Genomic DNA, 19,193 nt, shown 5'->3' with positions numbered 1-19,193 from the left:
GCGCTGGACTTACAATTTTGTATTTTCGTTTAACCGTTCTAAACGGTCAAATTTCATCAAAATACAGACGAATGAAAAAAATTCAAATGGTTGATCTTCAAGGTCAATATGCTAAAATAAAAGATGTTGTTGACCCTTCGATTGAGGAGGTATTAAATAGTGCAGCCTTTATCAACGGACCAAAGGTACACCAGTTTCAAGAAAATTTAGAAACCTATTTGAATGTTAAGCATGTGATTCCTTGTGCTAATGGAACAGATGCTTTACAGATCTGTATGATGGGCTTAGGTTTAGAGCCTGGTGACGAAGTTATTACTGCGGACTTCACTTTTGCAGCCACAGTTGAAGTAATTGCTCTCCTGAATTTGACACCCGTTTTAGTGGATGTCGACCCTGTGACTTTTAATATTGACATTGACGCGGTTAAAAAGGCCATAACACCGAAGACAAAAGCAATTGTCCCAGTGCACTTATTTGGCTTGGCAGCGGATATGGATCCATTAATGGCTTTAGCTAAAGAACACAATCTGTTTGTTATTGAAGACAATGCTCAGGGAATAGGTGCCAGTTATACACATGCCGACGGGTCTAAAACAAAAACCGGTGTCATTGGGCATGTGGCCTCTACATCGTTCTTTCCATCTAAAAACCTTGGTTGTTACGGAGATGGTGGGGCTATTTTTACAAATGACGACGAGTTAGCCCATACCATTCGAGGTATTGTTAATCATGGAATGTACAAACGGTATCATCATGATGTCGTTGGTGTAAATTCTAGATTAGATTCTATTCAAGCGGCTGTATTGGATGCCAAGTTAGAGCATTTGGATAACTACAATGATGCGAGACGAAATGCCGCTAGAAAATACAATGCTATTTTTAGAGATCATCCTAAAATTACAATTCCATCAGGTAAAGAAGAATGTAAGGGTATTTGCGACACTTGCGATTGTCATGTGTTTCATCAATATACCTTGGTTTTGAAAGATGTTGACCGAGATGCCTTAGCAGCACATTTAAACGCTAATGGAATTCCTTGTGGAGTTTACTACCCAATACCACTACACTTGCAAAAGGCTTATCAAGATGAGCGCTATGTGGAATCTGATTTTGAAGTTACCAATCATTTGGTAGATTCTGTTATTTCTTTACCTATGCATACAGAATTAGATGATGAGCAAATTAGCTTTATCACTCAAACGGTGTTGGATTTTATTGATGCCTAAATTTTTATGAAAGTATTAGTTACCGGAGGGCTTGGATTTATTGGATCACATACAGTAGTAGAACTTCAAAAAGAAGGTTATGAAGTTCTAATTGTTGATAATCTTGAGAATTCAAGTCGCGATGTATTGGATGGTATTACCAGAATTACTGGAGTTAAACCAGAATTTTACGAACTAGACCTCAAATATAAAACTGCTATAGAAGTGCTTTGTGCTGAGCACCCAGATTTGGCTGGAGTCATTCATTTTGCAGCCAATAAAGCAGTGGGTGAAAGTGTGCAACACCCTCTCAAGTATTATAAAAACAATATTAATTCATTAGTGTATCTTCTGGAGGAACTAATTAAATTAAAGAATAAGAATTTTATTTTTAGTTCGTCATGTACTGTTTACGGGGAGGCTGATGAATTACCAATAACTGAAAATGCTGCGGTAAAACCTGCTGAATCTCCTTATGGCAATACCAAGCAAATTGGCGAGGAAATTATCAGTGATGTCTGTAACATTAATAATGATTTTAAGGCGGTTGCCTTAAGATACTTCAATCCAATTGGGGCTCATCCTTCTGCTGAAATCGGAGAATTGCCTTTAGGAGTTCCTCAGAATTTGGTGCCGTTCATTACACAAACAGCTATGGGTTTACGAGAAAAATTGAGTGTCTTTGGAGGGGATTATCCTACGCCTGATGGTACCTGTATAAGGGATTATATTCATGTGGTGGATTTAGCAAAGGCCCATGTTGTGGCTTTAGAGAGACTTTTGAATAATCAGCAAGAATCCAATCTTGAGGTTTTTAATTTGGGAACTGGAAAGGGGAGCTCTGTTCTTGAAGTAATTGACTCTTTTGAGCGCGTTTCAGGAGAAAAATTACGCTATGAAATTACAGACAGAAGGACTGGTGATGTGGTATCAGCTTACGCAGAAACCTCGAGAGCTAAAAATGTTCTTGGCTGGGAAACTCAATTAAGTTTGGATGATGCCATGGCATCTGCCTGGAAATGGGAGCAGAAGATTAGAAACTAACAACCAAATAATACATTTATGAAAGTTTTTATACAGCTCGTGCTGTTATGCTCTGTATGGAGCGTAGTGGCGCAACAGACCTATATTTATTGTGGTCAGCTTATTGATACTGAGGCTGGAACCATTCTAAAAAATCAAACCATTATTGTTGAGGGTAATCAGATAAAGTCTGTAAGTTCTGGGTTCATAGATCCTGATTCTAAGGATAATCTTGTGATAGACTTGAAGACTCAAACTGTTATGCCTGGCTTAATAGATATGCATGTACATATTGAAGAACAGTTTAGTGCTAATACCAGACTTAATGGATACATACTCAATGAAGCTGATGTTGCACTAAATGCTGTAGGTTACGCTAAATCCACCCTTATGGCTGGATTCACCACGGTTAGAGATTTAGGGGGTCAGGGAGTCAATATTTCGGTTAGAGATGCCATTAATAAAGGTAAGATTGCAGGACCTAGAATTTTTACAGCGGGTCAGTTTATTGCTTCTACTGGGGGGCATGGTGATCTCACAAATGGAGGCAACAAAAAGGTAATGGGGGACCCCGGACCCAAAGATGGAATTGTTAATAGTGTTGAGGATGCGAAGAAAGCGGTAAGACAACGTTATAAGAATGGTGCCGACGTTATTAAAATCACGGCTACAGGTGGAGTTCTTAGTGTGGCGAAAAGTGGAGATAACGCTCAGTTCACCATTGAAGAAATTGAGGAAATCTGTAAAACCGCAAAGGACTATGGGATGCATGTGGCTGCACATGCTCATGGCGATCAAGGTATGCAACGCGCTGTTATTGGTGGGGTAAAGACCATTGAGCACGGTACTTATATGAGTGATGAAACCATGGCCTTAATGATTAAAAATAAGGCTTTTTTAGTGCCCACTATTACGGCGGGAAAAGAGGTTGAGGAAAAGGCAAAAATTAAAGGCTTCTATCCAGAGATAGTGGTGCCAAAGGCCTTAGCGGTTGGCCCACAAATACAGGGGACATTCAGTAGAGCCTACGAAAAAGGTGTGGCCATTGCTTTTGGTACTGACGCAGGTGTGTTTAAACATGGTGAAAATGGAAGGGAGTTTAAGTATATGGTAGAAGCTGGAATGCCGGCGATGGAGGCAATTCAAAGTGCTACTATTGTTAATGCTGAAATTTTAAATATGGCAGACCAGATTGGACAAATTAAAGAAGGTTTTATTGCAGATATCGTCGCAGTGGACACTGATCCAACAAAGGACATAACAACTATGGAATCAGTAACCTTTGTTATGAAGGAAGGAATGGTATATAAGAATTAACGCTAATCCTCTAGCAAGCAAAATGATTTATTAAGAGTCTTCAGATTGAAGACTCTTTTTTTTGCCAGATCTAAAGCTGGCGATTAGTAGCATAATCATACCAGCTGTCACGGACATATCGGCAATATTGAAAATGCCCGTTCTAAAAACACCACCAAGATCGATGTAGAAAAAGTCGGTAACAGATCCTAGTACAATTCTGTCAAAGACATTTGCAATACCGCCTCCTATGATACAGCAAAAGGCAATCAAACTCATTCTATCTAACTCTTTGTGTTTTAAAATGTAGTAGGCGACATAGCCCAACACTAAAATTGGTAGGACTAAGAGAAATACTAATCGAAGCGTTGGATTAAGGTCCGATCCCATACCAAGAAATGCGCCTTTATTTTCTACATATTGCATAATAAAGGCATCTCCAATAATGGATTTAGTTTCTCCATAGGCAAAATTGGCCCGTACCCACACTTTCGAGATTTGATCAATAGCTATGTTGAGAATTACAAGGAGTCCAATAAATAAAGTTCTATTCAACTTCTAAAATTTAAGATTCAATTTGAGCTGACGCTACTTCAGCGGAGCGCTCTATTTTTTTGACCAATCCTTGCAGCACTTTACCAGGTCCGACTTCGGTGAAAAGGGTGGCGCCATCTGCAATCATTTGCTGAACTGATTGTGTCCATTTAACAGGTGCGGTTAACTGACTTATTAAATTGGCCTTTATAGCATCAGGGTCTGAAATGGCACTGGCAGTAACATTTTGATAAATAGGACAATTTGGTGTGCTAAATTCTGTCCCATCAATAGCAGCAGCCAATTCTTCTCTTGCTGGCTCCATCAAAGGGGAGTGGAAAGCACCTCCAACAGGAAGTACCAATGCACGTCGAGCCCCCTTTTCTTTAAGAGTCTCACAAGCTGAATTAATAGCTTCAACTTCACCTGATATAACGAGTTGACCTGGGCAGTTGTAATTAGCGGCAACAACGATGCCTGGTGTGTTGGCACAAACTTCTTCAACAATGGCGTCATCCAATCCCAAAACGGCTGCCATGGTTCCTGGTTTGAGCTCACATGCTTTCTGCATAGCCTGTGCTCTTTGAGAGACTAATTTTAAGCCATCTTCAAAAGTTAAAGCTCCATTGGCTACAAGAGCAGAGAATTCACCTAAAGAATGCCCTGCAACCATTTCTGGTTGAAAAGACTCTCCTAATACTTTGGCCAGTATCACTGAATGTAAAAATATGGCCGGTTGAGTGACTTTAGTTTCTTTTAGATCTTCAGCAGACCCTTCAAACATGACGTCTGTAATATTAAAACCAAGTATGCTATTGGCTTTTTCAAAATGTTCCTGAGCTAATGGGAATTGCTCGTACAAATCAAGCCCCATTCCAGAAAACTGTGCCCCTTGACCGGGAAAAATGTATGACTTCATGTCAATGCTATTTTGGTCGGTAAAAATAGAAATAAAATCAATGTATGCCTACCTACGTTCATATGTTATAAAAGAAAAGGCATATTCATGCTTATCATCGGCATCATGCGTGGTTCTATTGACCTCTTTCCAAATAGATTCATCAATCACCGGTAAAAAAGTATCGGCATTCTCAAATTCATGGTGGACTCGTGTTAATTCGATTTTATCCACCAAGGGTAGCGCTTGCTTATAAATTTCACCCCCACCAATAACAAAGGGCTGTTCGTCGGCCCCGATGAGTTCAATGGCTTCTTTTAATGAGTGAGTAATAAGAACTCCATCAGGAACGGCATAATCTTTGTTTCTAGTAATAACAATATGTGTTCTATTAGGTAAAGGTTTAGGGAAGCTTTCAAATGTTTTTCTTCCCATAATGATGGTATGCCCATTAGTTAAAGATTTAAATCGTTTAAGATCATCACTTAAATGCCAAATGAGGTCATTGTCTTTACCCAGAGAATTGTCCTCACCGGCTGCTGCAATCAGGGTAAGGTTTTTATTTAAAGCATTAGATTCAGGTATCGTTTTTTGTTCGTCATTAAATTCGCTTTCAGCGATAACAGTGGCCTCTTTTTCAAGTCTTGTTTTGATTTTTTCAATGCGACGTTGTTGTTTTGCGACTAGCTTTTCTAGCTGTTTTTTTTCCCAGTCCTTACCCATGAATCGATTGGTAACAAAAACCTTAAAGATGTGATAAGCTAAAAAGAATAGCCATACGATAATTACAAGGACAAACCAATCAACACCTGCTATCTTAAAGTCCTTGCCTATCCCTAAAACAGTATTTGCTAATATTACAAAAATGGACCCTATTAAGAACAAAATAAAATGACTGTAGACACGCTTTTTTTTACGGATCCTTTTTTGAGCGTATTCGATAAGTTCGAGTTGTTCTTTGTCTATTTCTGGAGTCTTTTTTTTACGTCCAAACATGCTTCTATTTTAATTTTAAAGGTAAGTTTTTTTCACTAAAACGATTGCTAGGAATAAAGCTTATAAATGTTTCAAAATATCGCAAACGATGTAGTTGAAAATCAGCTATTTTACCATTGTTTTTTCATTAAGAACACTCTAAAAAAGCACTCCTTTTTTTACCATCTTTAAATAAAAGTAAGCCATATTTTACCAAATTGATAATTCTTTCATTTTAAGGTAATTCAAGGTCTTTCTTGGATATTTTCTTTTATACATTTAACCCATAATTAAATCTATCATTATGGCAATTAAAAAGCAGTATTTAAAGAGCAAGCCAGTATGTAAAGTTACATTTTCTGTACCTGCAAAAGAGGCTAACAGTGTAGCCGTTGTTGGAACTTTTAACGAGTGGGATACAGAAGCTACAGAATTAAAAAAGTTAAAGAATGGGACGTTTAAAGGAACCGTTGATTTAGCAAGTGAAGCTTCTTATGAGTTTAGGTATGTTGTTGATGGTAACTACATCAATGATGAGCAGGCAGATGCTTTTGCTTGGAATGACTTTGCAGCTGCAGAAAACGGAGTATTGAATCTATAGTAAGTACTCTGAGGAAAAGCTTTTAAACGCCCATGTTTCATGGGCGTTTTTTATTGCTTAATAAATTTTGTCTGGAATTTTCCAGTAGATACTTCGGCGTCGATAAAATAAAGACCTTCCTTAAGACGAGAAACCACGATAGAATTGTCTTTTATTTGACCTTGATCCACTTGCCTTCCATTGATATCGTATATAACAAAGCTTGACCCAGTCAGATCGGATTTACCCTTAAAATGAATCAGATCAGTGGTTGGGTTTGGATACACAGCCCATTGGTTGGGCTCTAGTGTGGCAGTACCTAAAGTCTGCGAAGGGATACCTTCATACATCCCATTTCCGTGAGTTCCAATTAAAAAATGACTATCTGTATCTCGGTAATCCAAATCGCTGATTAAGGCTATTCCAATATCGTTAGCAGCTTCCAATTGCCAATCTGTGGAAAAGGGATCAGTTGAGCTATAAAGACCTCTTGCTGTACCTACCAGATAAAGAACGTCACCTTCATTTTCAATGATGGCAGCAGATCGGATAGAAAATGCAGCTAAATTCCGTTCAACCAAGGTCCAACTTGGATTGGGGCTAGTGGCGTTTGTTGTAATAAATATACTTTCGTTTCCGTAATTGGAGTAAGTGGCCATAACAATATCATTGTTGCTGGGATGCACGGCTAACCCTGTGACTATTGAAGGAAAACCAATGGCCGCACCTTCTGGTGTTATATCAATGGCAGATCCAATGGTGATACTATTTCTTGGATCGTCAAGTCGCAATATACGTCCTTCATCACCACCAATTAATAAATAGCTATTTGTTGGGTTATATGTACCCAAAGATGCTGCTAGTCGCTGGATGCGATCATTAGCACCTATGACTGCCAATGAACCTAAATTGACCCATGAATTAGGTGTTACATTGGCTGCGTCAGTTGTGCGAAATAGATTTCCAAGACCAGCGTAATACAGAACATTATCGGCCGTTTCATCCATGTAGAAATATGTCACAAACTGACTTTGGGAGTTGTTGGGAGTAATAAGATCAAATTGATTACAAACCCTATAGATCGTGCCATTTTGTACTCCCATATAGTATGTGGGGTTTCCACCACAGCCATCATTTGCAATGGCAACAGCTACTCCGTCTCCAGAAAGAAACTGAATCTGACTTGTTAGATCCGAAATGGTTCCAAAATTAAAGTCAGTCCCACCTACAGATGTACCATTATCCTGTGTCCCACCTAGAACTAAGTCGGACCCTGCTTGCTGATTAAGAGTCACATGATAATACTGATAGGTTTGAAAGCTATTATTTAAATTTTCCCATCCAACAGTAGAGGCAAGGATATTGTTTGTTTTATGAATGCCGCCATCAGATGCAGAATACATAATATTAGGATTGTTATTGCTAAAGGCAAATACATGCAAATCGGGATGGTGAGGATCCCCAGCTAAATCATATAAGCCATAAGAAGTTGAGCTGACATAGCCACCGATTCGTTGAAAACGGGTATTGGTGTTTGTAATATCTCCAATTTTATAGGCATTTGATCCTCCAATTACCACAAAATTTTCGTCGTCTGGTTTAACTGCAATACTCATAGTGTAACCAGAAAATGTAGTAAAAGGGTCATTAAAGATCGAGCAGCCCCCTTCATATGCCAATCGATCTGAGAAATTTGTAAAATCTTCAGTACTCTGATCCCAAAGCCATAGGTCTACTTCCTGTCCTGGGGTAACTGGGCAATTATTGTTGAAGTTATTAGAATCTGGACCGTTACCGTTATAATAAAAGCAGTATAATTTATTTTGGTTAGATGGGGCCAAACCTAGAATTAGTCTACCGGTTGGAGTAAAGCTGCCATTATTGATACGTGTCCAATTACCAATGCCGTTTGAGGAAGTCCACACTCCTTCTACGTTGGAGCTATTTCCACCACCATAAGACAGATACACCCGTCCCGAACCGGTAATAACTACATCGGAGGATTGGTTGAGGTTAGTACTGCTTAATGGGTCCTCTAGTTCAGATACCCATGAAGCACCATTATAGCGTAATATATTTTTTAAGCAGGCTGCATAAAGATCACCTGTCACTGGATGAACCGCTAATCTAAACACATAATCAAAATCGGAATCAAAAGCGGTGAAATCTGAATTGGTTCCAGGCATTTGGTTCCAGGTGATTCCACCATCTATGGATTTCCAGATTCCTTGACCTCTATATATGGCCCCACTGAGACTGGCACTGTTTCCAATAAATTCTCCAGTTCCATAATACCAGATGTTTTCGAAACCACTTCTGGGATCCTGTGCAATGGTTGTAACATTAAATACAGCATCATTAGGGGATACCTTGACCCAATTGGCACCGCCATCAGTTGTTCTAAATACACCACCACTGACACCCCCGGCGAGAATTGTATTTTCAGAGGGATCACTTTTATCTATGACCAAGGCTCGCGCTCGGCCACCTAGATTCGAAGGACCTCTGGATTGGTAATCGATAGAAATGGCCTGTCTATTCGTTGAAGGGGTGTTTAAACGAAACTGTGCTTCCGTTAATTCTAATTCTTTTTGATCATAAGGAATCTTTCCGGTTTGCGTATTGGCTTGACGGTAATATTCGTAGAGGTAACGTTCTGTATTATATTCGGATATTTCATAAAGTGATTTGGCGTTTTTAACACTTGGGATATCAATGGAAATGACATCTGATTTGGTTTGGATTATTAAGACAGTACCAACACTCATTAAAAGAAAGAGTAATATAAGATGTCTAGTTCTGGTAGTTTTTCGATTCATCTGAAATGGAGTGGAATACCAAAAATAATCATTTATGATAGACCATTTGAATAGGGAGGCTGTAAGGTACCCTGACCCCTTTAGAACCAATGAATCCAGGTGTTTCAATTGCCTTGTAATTTTCTATAACACGACGAATTTCGTTGGTAAAAGTTTCCTCTGGAGCCTCAATCTTTGAAATTGAAATACTGCGGTCTGTTTCGATAAAAAAGTAAACCTTAGCACTAATAATTTCACCTTCAACATAGTATTTGAAATCCAAATTCTCTAATTTAAAATTTGACTCAAAATAGGTATTGATTTTTTTATTATTACACTTAACTATTTTTTCATTACTCCATTTAGGCTTGCAACCTTTTACAATAGGCACTTTTTCAATGATCTTGAATTGTTCTTGTGCTTCATTTGAAACCGCTGTCACTTTATAGCGGCCATTATTTTTTTTAAATGTGAAGAATCCTGAAAAACTACTTAATCTATTTTCATCTTTAGATTTAATAGCAGTCAAGGTTACCGGAATCATGGTAAGTATTGGTTCAAATTCTTCATGACTATTTTCAACTGAATTATAGATGATAGACCAATTATCTCTAATGCTTCCGTCATCGTAAAAAGCTAAGCGTAAGGATAAAGTAAGGTCTTCATTCTCTGCTAACTCATAAGGTAGAATCGCAGAATTCAGATGACTTCTTATTATTTTTGCAAGTTGCAGAATACTACAATTTTCTTGATTTTCAGCAGTCTCACATCCTTTAAAAACTAGGGGTACATTATCTTGACTGAATGAGAAGCCGAAAGAAAGAAAAAATAGAACTAATGAAATAGCTCGAATCATACTACACGGCAACCGCTCCTTTAATGTGTGGATGTGGGTTGTAATTAAGTAATTCAAAATCATCAAAAGTAAAATCAAAAATACTTTTGATCTCAGGATTTATTTTCATGGTTGGAAGTGGACGAATGTCTCTGGACAGTTGCAACTCCAATTGCTCGATATGATTGTTGTAAATATGTGCATCACCAAAGGTGTGAATAAAATCACCTGCTTGGTAACCACAGACCTGAGCCATCATCATCGTTAGCAACGCATAAGAAGCTATATTAAAGGGAACTCCAAGAAAGATATCTGCACTGCGCTGGTACAATTGACATGATAATTTTCCATCGGCAACGTAAAATTGAAAAAATGCATGACAGGGAGGTAAGGCCGCCTTGCCATTGGCTACATTTTCAGAAAATGAGATACCGGTATTAGGCAATACAGATGGATTCCAGGCCGACACTAACATGCGTCTGCTATTTGGATTGTTTTTTAAGCTAGAAATGACTTCCTTGATTTGATCTATTTCTTCACCATTCCAATTGCGCCATTGGTAGCCATAAACAGGACCTAGGTCTCCATTGTCATCGGCCCATTCATTCCATATTCTTACTCCGTTTTCTTGCAAGTAACTTATGTTGGTATCACCGTTTAAGAACCATAACAACTCATGAATAATGGATTTTAAATGAAGTTTTTTAGTAGTTACCATAGGAAAGCCTTCACTCAAGTCAAAACGCATTTGATAACCAAAAACGCTTAGTGTTCCTGTACCTGTCCGATCTCCTTTTTGATTTCCATGTTCTAAGACATGGCGCACTAAATCATGATACTGCTGCATATTATTGTATAAAATTTGTGAAGAATTTCATTTATATCAGTATAGCGAAAATAGAAAAAAAGCCCTCCATTAATTTCTTAAGTGGCGGCAAGGAGAAGAAAAGTTATTAACTATCTGTTGGTAAATTAGCCAATAATCATTCCTGCAATAGTAGCTGAAAGTAAAGAAGCCATTGTACCTCCAATCAGCGCTTTGATACCGAATTCCGAAAGAGTTTTACGTTGTCCGGGAGCTAGCGATCCAATACCCCCGATTTGAATTCCAATGGAGGCGAAATTGGCAAACCCACATAACATATATGTAGCCATAATTATGGACTTCTCGTATTTTAAATGGATTCCATTTGAGATGTCTTTTAACTCCGCTAATTGTATGTAACCTACAAATTCACTTGCGGCCAGTTTTATACCTATAAGCTGACCCATTAAGGTGATATCTTCTTTGGCTACTCCAATCAGCCACATTAATGGGGCAAATAAATAACCCAGCAAAAACTCGAGAGATAGGCTATCAAACGACGTATTATTAGCAATCCAGGAGTTGATTCCAAATACACCACCAATCCATCCAAAAATGCCATTTATCATGGCGATAAATGCGAGAAACACCAACAACATGGCTCCGACATTTACGGCTAACTTCAATCCTTCAGTGGTGCCGTTAGCTATGGCATCTAAAATATTGGATCCAATTAACTCTTTACTCACCTCCACATCAGACTCAATGGGCTCTTGTTGAGGGTATAGCATTTTAGAAATAACTACAGCTCCTGGTGCTGCCATCACAGATGCTGTTAGTAGATGCTTGGCATAAAAAACGCGCATCGCTTCATCTTCACCCCCTAAAAAGCCAATGTATGCTGCCAGAACTCCGCCAGCCACAGTAGCCATACCACCAATCATGACTAAAAGAATTTCTGACTTGGTCATTTTTTCTAAATAGGCTTTAATCATCAATGGCGATTCAGTTTGACCTAAAAAAATATTTCCAGCCACGCTTAGACTTTCGGCACCTGAAATATGAAGTAGCTTGGTCAGCAACCAGGCCATAGCCTTTACAACTTTTTGAATGATTCCTAAATAGAACAGAACCGAAGTTAAAGCAGAAAAGAAAATAATGGTCGGTAGAATTGAAATTGCAAAGGTTATAAGGGAATCTGCTATTTCATTTGTGCTAAAAGAGGCAAATAAGAATTTTGTACCCGCCATAGTAAAATCAAGAATGTCAACAAATCTCTGACCAATCCATTCAAAAACAACCTGAACAGCCGGGACCTTTAATACTCCAATGGCTAGGATTAACTGAGTGAGTAAGCCTAAGCTAACCGTTCTCCAATTAATAGCTTTTCTATTGGCACTTAACAGAAAGGCGATGAGAATTAAAACAACCATGCCTAACCCACCCCTCCATAAAGAAGTCATTGAAAAGCCCTTGCTTTTAATAATACTATTATCTGGGATAGTTTCTGTTTGATTACTCAGAATAACTTCCGGTTTTTTGAACTCATAACTTATCGAGTTTTCTCTCAAAACTAGAGACGATTCGGAAAGCTGATCAACCACATAGGTTCTTACTGTATCCTTAGGTTCGGTATAGTAAAATACAAGTAACTTATTTTGATAAAGGTAGTGACCCTTGGCGTTGAGATTTTTAGAATCTAAATGATAGATAAAATTCCCGGCATTTATAACAAGTGAATCATTTGAGGTTATGGGATACAGCTCAATATCAGAACTATCGGTAATAGATTCAAAATTCCACGTTCCTTCAATGTTTTGTCCACTACTAACTTGAAACCAAAATAGGGATAGACAAAAAGCTGTTAGAAATCGCGTCATGAGTAGAGATTAGCGTTTGGAAATTTCATCCCTAATTTTCGCAGCCGTTTCGTAATCTTCATTTAACACGGCTTCTTCAAGTAACTGATGTAGTTCGTCTATAGTCTTATCGCTATAATTGGCCTCAGGAGCTGTTGCTGATTCAATTTCTTCAGCAACAATATCATCAACCAAAATTGTATCTTCTTCGTCTTCGTCTTTTTTAGGATTTACCTTAAGATAGATACCTGCCTTATCCAATATATTTTTATAGGTGAAAATTGGTGCTTTAAACCGTAGTGCTAAAGCTATAGCATCGCTCGTTCTGGCATCAATAATTTCTTCAACACCATCGCGTTCGCAAATCAAACTTGAGTAAAATACACCATCCACTAGTTTGTGGATGATAACCTGTTTCACTATAATTTCAAATCTATCAGCAAAGCTCTTAAATAAATCATGTGTTAAGGGTCTGGGTGGCTTTATTTCTTTTTCAAGAGCAATAGCAATTGATTGCGCCTCAAAAGCCCCAATAACGATTGGAAGTTTTCTATCTCCGTCAACTTCATTTAAGATTAAGGCATAAGCACCATTTTGGGTTTGGCTGTAGGAGATGCCTTTAATATTTAATCTTACCAAGCTCATAAACAATAAAACGTAAAGAACTGCTTAAATTAGGACTTTACCAAATCGAATTCATCCTTATTCGACTTAATGCTAATTTAAGCAGTTCTACTAAGTATCACAAAATATTTGCTAAGCGTTCTGGGCCTTAAAAGCTTTTAATTTCTCCGTTAAAACAGGCACTACTTCAAAGGCGTCACCAACAATACCATAGTCAGCTGCTTTGAAAAATGGTGCTTCAGGATCTGTATTAATAACCACCTTAACCTTTGAGGAATTGATACCAGCCAAGTGCTGAATAGCACCTGATATCCCAATGGCAATATATAGGTTGGATGCCACTGGTTTACCCGTTTGACCAACGTGTTCGCTATGAGACCTCCATCCAAGATCAGACACTGGTTTTGAGCAAGCCGTGGCCGCTCCAAGAACCTCGGCAAGATCTTCAACGAGACCCCAATTTTCAGGACCTTTTAATCCGCGTCCTCCTGAAACTACAATATCAGCATCTGCAATGGTAACCTTATCCGTTGCTTTATCTACTGATTCTACAGTTATTCCTGAACTAGGTACTTCTGGATTAAATTCAACAACCTCGCAGCTTGTTGAAGATTCAACTAAACCAAAGGCGTTACTGGACAGACCAATTAATTTGGTTGCTGTGGTAATTTCTGTGTTTGCAAAGGCTTTATTTGTAAATGCTGTTCGTTTAACAACAAACGGAGAAGTACTTGACGGGACTTCTACCACGTTAGAGACATAGCCAGCTTCCAACGACACAGCTAAAAGAGGCGCTAGATAGCGACTGTCTGCACTAGAACTAATGACAACTACTTGTGCATTTTCATTCTGCGCTGCACTGGAAACAACACTTGCATATGGTTTGGCGTTAAAGGTGTTCAGTGAATCATTAACCACGTTAAGTACTTTGCTTGCTCCATAAGTCCCCAACTCTTCTGGATTTTCTGAATTAACAGCAACAGCCGTTACTGTTGAACCCATTTTATCTGCAATAGCTTTGGCATAAGACACTGCTTCATAAGCAGCTTTCTTAAACTTTCCTTTTTCTGTTTCGGTATATACTAAAATTGACATGATATTTTTTTAAAATTGAGGTTATATGACTTTTGCTTCGTTATGCAGTAAATTAATTAGTTCATCAATATTCTCTGCATCCACTAACTTTACAGCACCTTTTGGGGCTGGTTTTTCAAAGCTTTGAACAGAAGTTTCGTCTGAAGCCGCAGCAGGCTCAACAACTGATAGAGGTTTTTTTCTGGCCATCATAATACCACGCATATTTGGAATCCTAAGATCAGACTCTTCTACCAATCCTTTTTGACCTCCAATTACCAAAGGTAGCGATGTGGAGACCGTCTCTTTACCTCCATCAATTTCACGTACGGCATTAGCCGAATTACCGTCTATTTCAAGCCCTATACAATTGGTTACAAAGTTGGCATCTATCATGGCAGCTAACATTCCTGGAACCATACCCCCATTATAGTCTATAGATTCTCTTCCTGCAATGACTAAATCATAGCCACCGTTTTTAACAACTTCAGCAAGTTGTTTTGCTACTGCAAATCCGTCGGTTGCTGGTGTATTAACTCTTATGGCTGTATCAGCGCCAATCGCTAACGCTTTTCTTAATGTTGGTTCCGTTTCAGGCCCTCCTACATTAACAACATCAACTGAGGCACCTTGTTTTTCTTTAAACCACATAGCTCTTGTTAGACCAAATTCGTCGTTTGGATTAATTACAAATTGAACTCCATTCGTATCGAATTTGGTGTCATTTTCAGTAAAATTAATCTTAGACGTGGTGTCAGGAACATGACTTATACAGACTAAAATTTTCATATGTTTTCTTGTTTATTTACTTAATTTTTTAGCGGATACGAAGTTAAATATTTTATTTCGATTTTACTATGCACGCATAGTATTTTTTTCATATTCGTTAAAAATACCTATTTGAATTGCAGAATTAAAAATTTAAACCGCTAAAATTAAGAATATCTAAATATATTGGAAGGCAATCCATACCCTATATCTTGAGTAGATTCATTTAATGCCAATGTTAGACCAGTCAAGGATTAGGACTAGTAAGATTCACCATTATTACAGCTATTTTTTTACTATAAGACTAATGAATTATTCCTATTTTTGCTACGCTTAAAAATGAATCAATGAAAACTATTCAATTCAGAGAAGCTATAGCTGAGGCTATGAGTGAAGAAATGCGCAGAGATGAGAGCATTTATTTAATGGGTGAAGAAGTAGCTGAATATAACGGTGCCTACAAGGCATCCAAAGGCATGTTGGATGAGTTTGGACCGAAGCGCGTTATTGATACGCCAATTGCCGAGCTTGGATTTGCAGGTATTGCGATTGGATCAACAATGACCGGAAATAGACCCATTGTGGAGTACATGACATTTAACTTCTCATTAGTTGGGATCGATCAGATTATTAATAATGCTGCAAAAATCCGCCAAATGTCAGGTGGCCAGTTTAAATGTCCAATTGTATTTAGAGGTCCAACGGCTTCAGCAGGTCAGTTAGCGGCGACCCATTCTCAGGCATTTGAAAATTGGTTTGCTAATACACCAGGGCTGAAAGTGATAGTGCCTTCAAATCCATATGATGCTAAGGGTCTTTTAAAATCTGCAATTAGGGATGACGATCCTGTTATCTTTATGGAGAGTGAGCAAATGTACGGTGATAAGGGGGAGGTTCCTGAAGGAGAATATACGCTTCCTATCGGTGTCGCCGAGATTAAACGTGAAGGTAAAGATGTTACCATAGTATCATTTGGTAAAATTATCAAAGAGGCTTATAAGGCAGCTGATCAATTGGAGAAAGAAGGTATTTCTTGTGAAATTATTGATCTTAGAACTGTTCGACCCATGGATAGAAAAGCCATAGTTGAGTCGGTAAAAAAGACAAATCGTTTAGTAGTCCTTGAAGAAGCTTGGCCATTTGGTAACGTGGCAACAGAGATCACCTATTTGGTGCAGTCCGAAGCATTTGATTACTTGGATGCGCCTGTTGTAAAACTAAATACAGCTGATACACCAGCTCCATATTCACCGGTACTTCTTGAAGAATGGCTTCCAAACTCAAATGACGTGATTAAAGCCGTTAAAAAAGTGATGTATAAGTAAATATTGCACGTATTTTTACGTTATTAAAGCTTCATTTGATACCATGATTTGAGAATGTGGTATCTGATGAGGCTTTTTTGTTATGAAACTGATTTATTCTTTTTTATTCTTCCTTTTACTGGCACCGGTGAGCTTAGCTCAGACGAAAGTAGGTGGATACGTTTTCGATCAGAATAATGTGCCTGTTGCTTTCGCCAATGTGCTTTTCAAAGGTTCTACGGAGGGGACTACCACTAATGAGAATGGACGTTTCTATTTGGAATCCGAAAATCGCTGGGATGTTCTTGTTATTTCTTTTATCGGATATGAGACTAAGGAAATACCACTGACCAAAAAGGTAAATTACGATTTAAATATTATACTTCCTGAGCAAGCAGCATCACTGGATGAGGTGGTTATTGTGTCTGGGAAACAATCTAAGAAAGAATCTGAGAACCCTGCTATTGCAATCCTTAAGAAAATCTGGTCTCGAAAACGGCAGAATGGTCTCAAACAATTCAAGCAGTATCAGTATGATAAATACGAAAAGGTAGAGTTTGATCTTAATACCATAGATAGTTCTGTTATCAAGAGCAGGATTTTTAAGGGTATGGAATTTATTTTTGAGGAAATAGATACCTCGAGAATCACTGGAAAAACCTATCTACCAATTTTCTTAAATGAGTCGGTTAATAGAGTCTCTGGGGATAATTTAATTAATAAAGAACGAGAGCAACTACTTGGTAATAAAAATTCAGGCTTTAGTAATAATCAGACTATTATTGATTTCATAGACGATTTATATTCTGATTATGATGTCTACAATAATTATTTAGAATTCTTTGATAAGAGTTTCGTGAGTCCAATTGGTCGTACAGGAATAAACACCTATAACTACGTTTTAGTAGACAGTGCCTTCATTGATAATAAATGGTGTTACAACATAGTCTATTACCCAAGACGAAAGAGCGAATTAACCTTTAAGGGTGACTTTTGGGTAAATGACTCCACATTTGCTATCAAGGAAATCAATCTTCAGGCAACCAAAAGTGCTAATATCAATTGGGTAAAAGAGATTTATATTGAGCAAGAATTTGAAGTATTAAATGACTCAGTTTTTTTGCTAAAACGAGACTATTTCTTGTCAGATTTTGCTCTGAATAAACGTGAGAAATCCAGAGGTGTTTATGGAAAGCGAACAACCTTATATGACAATTATATATTTGATCAACCCAAAGATCCCGAGTTCTATGATGAAAAGGTCTTTGACTATGACGAAAGTGTTTATAATAGAGATGATGACTTTTGGGATGTTAACAGACTGGAAGCTTTAAACAAGGATGAACAGGGAGTTTACAAGATGCTAGATACCTTGACTACTGTTAGAGCTTTTCGTCGCCTTTATAATATTGGATCCGTTTTATCTTCTGGTTATTATGAATTTCCTGAGCTTAATCTGGACTATGGTCCAATATTTAATACCTGGGGTTATAATGATATTGAAGGACTACGATTAAGAGTAGGAGGAAGAACATACTTTGGTCAAAATGATTTATGGCGACTTGAGGGTTTTGTCGCTTATGGGTTTAAGGACCAGAAGTTTAAGTATGGTGTTTCTGGGAAATGGTTGTTAAACAAAAAGAATCGTTTGATCATTTTTGGGGGTCAAAGGCGCGATATCGAGCAGCTTGGTGCCAATTTAACGAGTTCTAATGATGTCCTGGGGAGGTCCATTGCTTCTAATGCAGTCTTTACGGCCAATACTAACGATAAACTTTCTAATATAAATTTAGGCACTTTAGGGTTTGAAATGGAGCCCGTCAAGAACTTTGGATTTAGATTCAACTCCAGTTACAGAACTATTAGTTCTGCTTCTCCAACATTTAGTCTGGATTATAATGATCCGTTTTCACCCACTGGAGTATCTTCTGAAACACGACAATTCGAAACACGACTTTCATTTGCCTTTTTACCTAAAAGAGAAATGACAGGGTATGGAGTGGAGCGCAAGGAAAAAAACTTTGACTACGCACGATTGTTTTTTCAAATAAGTCAAGGGTTTAGGGGTGTGTTTGATAGTAATTTCGACTATACAAAACTTCAGTTTTCCTATTTCCAACCTTGGCAAGTTGGTGGTTTTGGTCGGTTAACGTCATCTGTTGAAATTGGTAAAACATTTGGCCCGGTGTCCTTAGCTTTGTTAAGTGTGGTTCCTGGTAATCAGACCTACTTCAGTATTTATAACAGCTTTCCACAATTGGATTTTTATGAGTTTGTGACAGATACCTATGGGTCCTTCCATATTGAACACAACTTTAATGGACGTCTATTTTCAAGGATACCTTTTATTAAAAAATGGAACTTGAGAACTGTTGTTGGTTTTAGAGGAGTTTGGGGGCAGTTATCCGATGAGAACATTGCTTTAAATACAACAGATAATCCAGCGCAAATTGATTTACAAGCTCCTGATCAGGATATTTATTACGAATACAGTGTAGGTATTGACAATATTTTTAAAATTTTCAGAATTGACTTTAATTTTAGAGGGAACTATTTGGACAATCCAAATGCACGGAAATTTGGGATGACCCTCGGTTTTGGATTTAGCTTTTAAT

The 19,193-nt window shown here is 38.0% G+C and carries 16 protein-coding genes; 6 read left to right on the top strand and 10 right to left on the bottom strand.

From position 1 onward, the window contains the following. The first annotated feature begins 71 nt into the window (after positions 1-71). Genes DN064_RS08905 through DN064_RS08895 form a run of 3 tightly spaced genes read left to right on the top strand, consistent with a single transcriptional unit; the run spans position 72 to position 3,545 of the window. On the top strand, positions 72-1,226 hold the full coding sequence (locus tag DN064_RS08905; protein WP_115462288.1) for a DegT/DnrJ/EryC1/StrS family aminotransferase: 1,155 nt from the start codon (positions 72-74) through the stop codon (positions 1,224-1,226). Positions 1,227-1,232: 6 nt separating this feature from the next. After that, on the top strand, positions 1,233-2,249 hold the full coding sequence (gene galE / locus DN064_RS08900) for a UDP-glucose 4-epimerase GalE (protein ID WP_115462287.1): 1,017 nt from the start codon (positions 1,233-1,235) through the stop codon (positions 2,247-2,249). Between the two features lie 18 nt (positions 2,250-2,267). Next, positions 2,268-3,545, top strand: coding sequence for a metal-dependent hydrolase family protein (locus tag DN064_RS08895; RefSeq protein WP_115462286.1), 1,278 nt, complete (start codon positions 2,268-2,270; stop codon positions 3,543-3,545). A gap of 30 nt (positions 3,546-3,575) precedes the next feature. Here the strand turns inward: DN064_RS08895 and lspA are convergent, their stop codons facing one another. Genes lspA through DN064_RS08880 form a run of 3 tightly spaced genes read right to left on the bottom strand, consistent with a single transcriptional unit; the run spans position 3,576 to position 5,952 of the window. Next, complete coding sequence (gene lspA / locus DN064_RS08890; RefSeq protein ID WP_115462285.1) at positions 3,576-4,079, bottom strand: signal peptidase II; 504 nt, start codon at positions 4,077-4,079, stop codon at positions 3,576-3,578. 10 nt (positions 4,080-4,089) lie between these two features. Further along, complete coding sequence (fabD, locus tag DN064_RS08885) at positions 4,090-4,977, bottom strand: ACP S-malonyltransferase (protein WP_115462284.1); 888 nt, start codon at positions 4,975-4,977, stop codon at positions 4,090-4,092. A 48-nt stretch (positions 4,978-5,025) separates the two neighbouring features. Next, on the bottom strand, positions 5,026-5,952 hold the full coding sequence (locus tag DN064_RS08880; RefSeq protein ID WP_115462283.1) for a dihydrofolate reductase: 927 nt from the start codon (positions 5,950-5,952) through the stop codon (positions 5,026-5,028). Between the two features lie 283 nt (positions 5,953-6,235). Between DN064_RS08880 and DN064_RS08875 the strand changes: the two genes are divergently transcribed. Beyond that, complete coding sequence (locus tag DN064_RS08875; RefSeq protein ID WP_115462282.1) at positions 6,236-6,532, top strand: isoamylase early set domain-containing protein; 297 nt, start codon at positions 6,236-6,238, stop codon at positions 6,530-6,532. A gap of 50 nt (positions 6,533-6,582) precedes the next feature. Here DN064_RS08875 and DN064_RS08870 read toward each other — a convergent pair whose 3' ends face one another. The 7 genes from DN064_RS08870 to DN064_RS08840 form a co-directional block, all read right to left on the bottom strand. Continuing rightward, a complete protein-coding gene (locus DN064_RS08870) occupies positions 6,583-9,330 on the bottom strand; it encodes a T9SS type A sorting domain-containing protein (RefSeq protein WP_115462281.1) in 2,748 nt (915 codons plus the stop codon). 28 nt (positions 9,331-9,358) lie between these two features. Continuing rightward, positions 9,359-10,165, bottom strand: a complete 807-nt coding sequence (locus DN064_RS08865; RefSeq protein ID WP_115462280.1) for a hypothetical protein — start codon at positions 10,163-10,165, stop codon at positions 9,359-9,361. A gap of 1 nt (position 10,166) precedes the next feature. After that, positions 10,167-10,991 carry a thymidylate synthase gene (locus DN064_RS08860; RefSeq protein WP_115462279.1) on the bottom strand — a complete coding sequence of 275 codons (825 nt, stop codon included), beginning with the start codon at positions 10,989-10,991 and terminating at the stop codon, positions 10,167-10,169. A gap of 125 nt (positions 10,992-11,116) precedes the next feature. Next, complete coding sequence (locus DN064_RS08855) at positions 11,117-12,829, bottom strand: NupC/NupG family nucleoside CNT transporter (protein ID WP_115462278.1); 1,713 nt, start codon at positions 12,827-12,829, stop codon at positions 11,117-11,119. 9 nt (positions 12,830-12,838) lie between these two features. Further along, complete coding sequence (locus DN064_RS08850; protein ID WP_115462277.1) at positions 12,839-13,453, bottom strand: bifunctional nuclease family protein; 615 nt, start codon at positions 13,451-13,453, stop codon at positions 12,839-12,841. 111 nt (positions 13,454-13,564) lie between these two features. Next, positions 13,565-14,527, bottom strand: a complete 963-nt coding sequence (locus DN064_RS08845) for an electron transfer flavoprotein subunit alpha/FixB family protein (RefSeq protein WP_115462276.1) — start codon at positions 14,525-14,527, stop codon at positions 13,565-13,567. Between the two features lie 21 nt (positions 14,528-14,548). Then, positions 14,549-15,295 carry an electron transfer flavoprotein subunit beta/FixA family protein gene (locus DN064_RS08840; protein ID WP_115462275.1) on the bottom strand — a complete coding sequence of 249 codons (747 nt, stop codon included), beginning with the start codon at positions 15,293-15,295 and terminating at the stop codon, positions 14,549-14,551. A gap of 326 nt (positions 15,296-15,621) precedes the next feature. Between DN064_RS08840 and DN064_RS08835 the strand changes: the two genes are divergently transcribed. Both DN064_RS08835 and DN064_RS08830 read left to right on the top strand, forming a co-directional pair. Further along, complete coding sequence (locus DN064_RS08835) at positions 15,622-16,599, top strand: pyruvate dehydrogenase complex E1 component subunit beta (protein ID WP_115462274.1); 978 nt, start codon at positions 15,622-15,624, stop codon at positions 16,597-16,599. A gap of 82 nt (positions 16,600-16,681) precedes the next feature. Next, positions 16,682-19,192 (top strand): DUF5686 and carboxypeptidase-like regulatory domain-containing protein, encoded by a 2,511-nt coding sequence (locus DN064_RS08830; RefSeq protein ID WP_115462273.1) that lies wholly within the window; start codon positions 16,682-16,684, stop codon positions 19,190-19,192. Position 19,193 lies beyond the last annotated feature (1 nt).

Source organism: Winogradskyella aurantiaca, assembly GCF_003362725.1.
Lineage (GTDB): Bacteria > Bacteroidota > Bacteroidia > Flavobacteriales > Flavobacteriaceae > Winogradskyella_A > Winogradskyella_A aurantiaca.
The sequence above is the reverse complement of the archived record's forward strand: the minus strand, read 5'-3'. Positions and strand labels throughout refer to the sequence as shown.

Excerpts from the sequence above, each read along its gene's own strand:
- DN064_RS08870 (WP_115462281.1), bottom strand. The coding sequence starts at position 9,330 with ATGAATCGAAAAACTACCAGAACTAGACATCTTATATTACTCTTTCTT.
- DN064_RS08880 (WP_115462283.1), bottom strand. The coding sequence starts at position 5,952 with ATGTTTGGACGTAAAAAAAAGACTCCAGAAATAGACAAAGAACAACTC.
- DN064_RS08865 (WP_115462280.1), bottom strand. The coding sequence starts at position 10,165 with ATGATTCGAGCTATTTCATTAGTTCTATTTTTTCTTTCTTTCGGCTTC.
- DN064_RS08855 (WP_115462278.1), bottom strand. The coding sequence starts at position 12,829 with ATGACGCGATTTCTAACAGCTTTTTGTCTATCCCTATTTTGGTTTCAA.
- DN064_RS08840 (WP_115462275.1), bottom strand. The coding sequence starts at position 15,295 with ATGAAAATTTTAGTCTGTATAAGTCATGTTCCTGACACCACGTCTAAG.
- DN064_RS08835 (WP_115462274.1), top strand. The coding sequence starts at position 15,622 with ATGAAAACTATTCAATTCAGAGAAGCTATAGCTGAGGCTATGAGTGAA.
- DN064_RS08860 (WP_115462279.1), bottom strand. The coding sequence starts at position 10,991 with ATGCAGCAGTATCATGATTTAGTGCGCCATGTCTTAGAACATGGAAAT.
- galE (WP_115462287.1), top strand. The coding sequence starts at position 1,233 with ATGAAAGTATTAGTTACCGGAGGGCTTGGATTTATTGGATCACATACA.
- DN064_RS08830 (WP_115462273.1), top strand. The coding sequence starts at position 16,682 with ATGAAACTGATTTATTCTTTTTTATTCTTCCTTTTACTGGCACCGGTG.
- DN064_RS08850 (WP_115462277.1), bottom strand. The coding sequence starts at position 13,453 with ATGAGCTTGGTAAGATTAAATATTAAAGGCATCTCCTACAGCCAAACC.
- fabD (WP_115462284.1), bottom strand. The coding sequence starts at position 4,977 with ATGAAGTCATACATTTTTCCCGGTCAAGGGGCACAGTTTTCTGGAATG.
- DN064_RS08905 (WP_115462288.1), top strand. The coding sequence starts at position 72 with ATGAAAAAAATTCAAATGGTTGATCTTCAAGGTCAATATGCTAAAATA.
- DN064_RS08895 (WP_115462286.1), top strand. The coding sequence starts at position 2,268 with ATGAAAGTTTTTATACAGCTCGTGCTGTTATGCTCTGTATGGAGCGTA.
- DN064_RS08875 (WP_115462282.1), top strand. The coding sequence starts at position 6,236 with ATGGCAATTAAAAAGCAGTATTTAAAGAGCAAGCCAGTATGTAAAGTT.
- DN064_RS08845 (WP_115462276.1), bottom strand. The coding sequence starts at position 14,527 with ATGTCAATTTTAGTATATACCGAAACAGAAAAAGGAAAGTTTAAGAAA.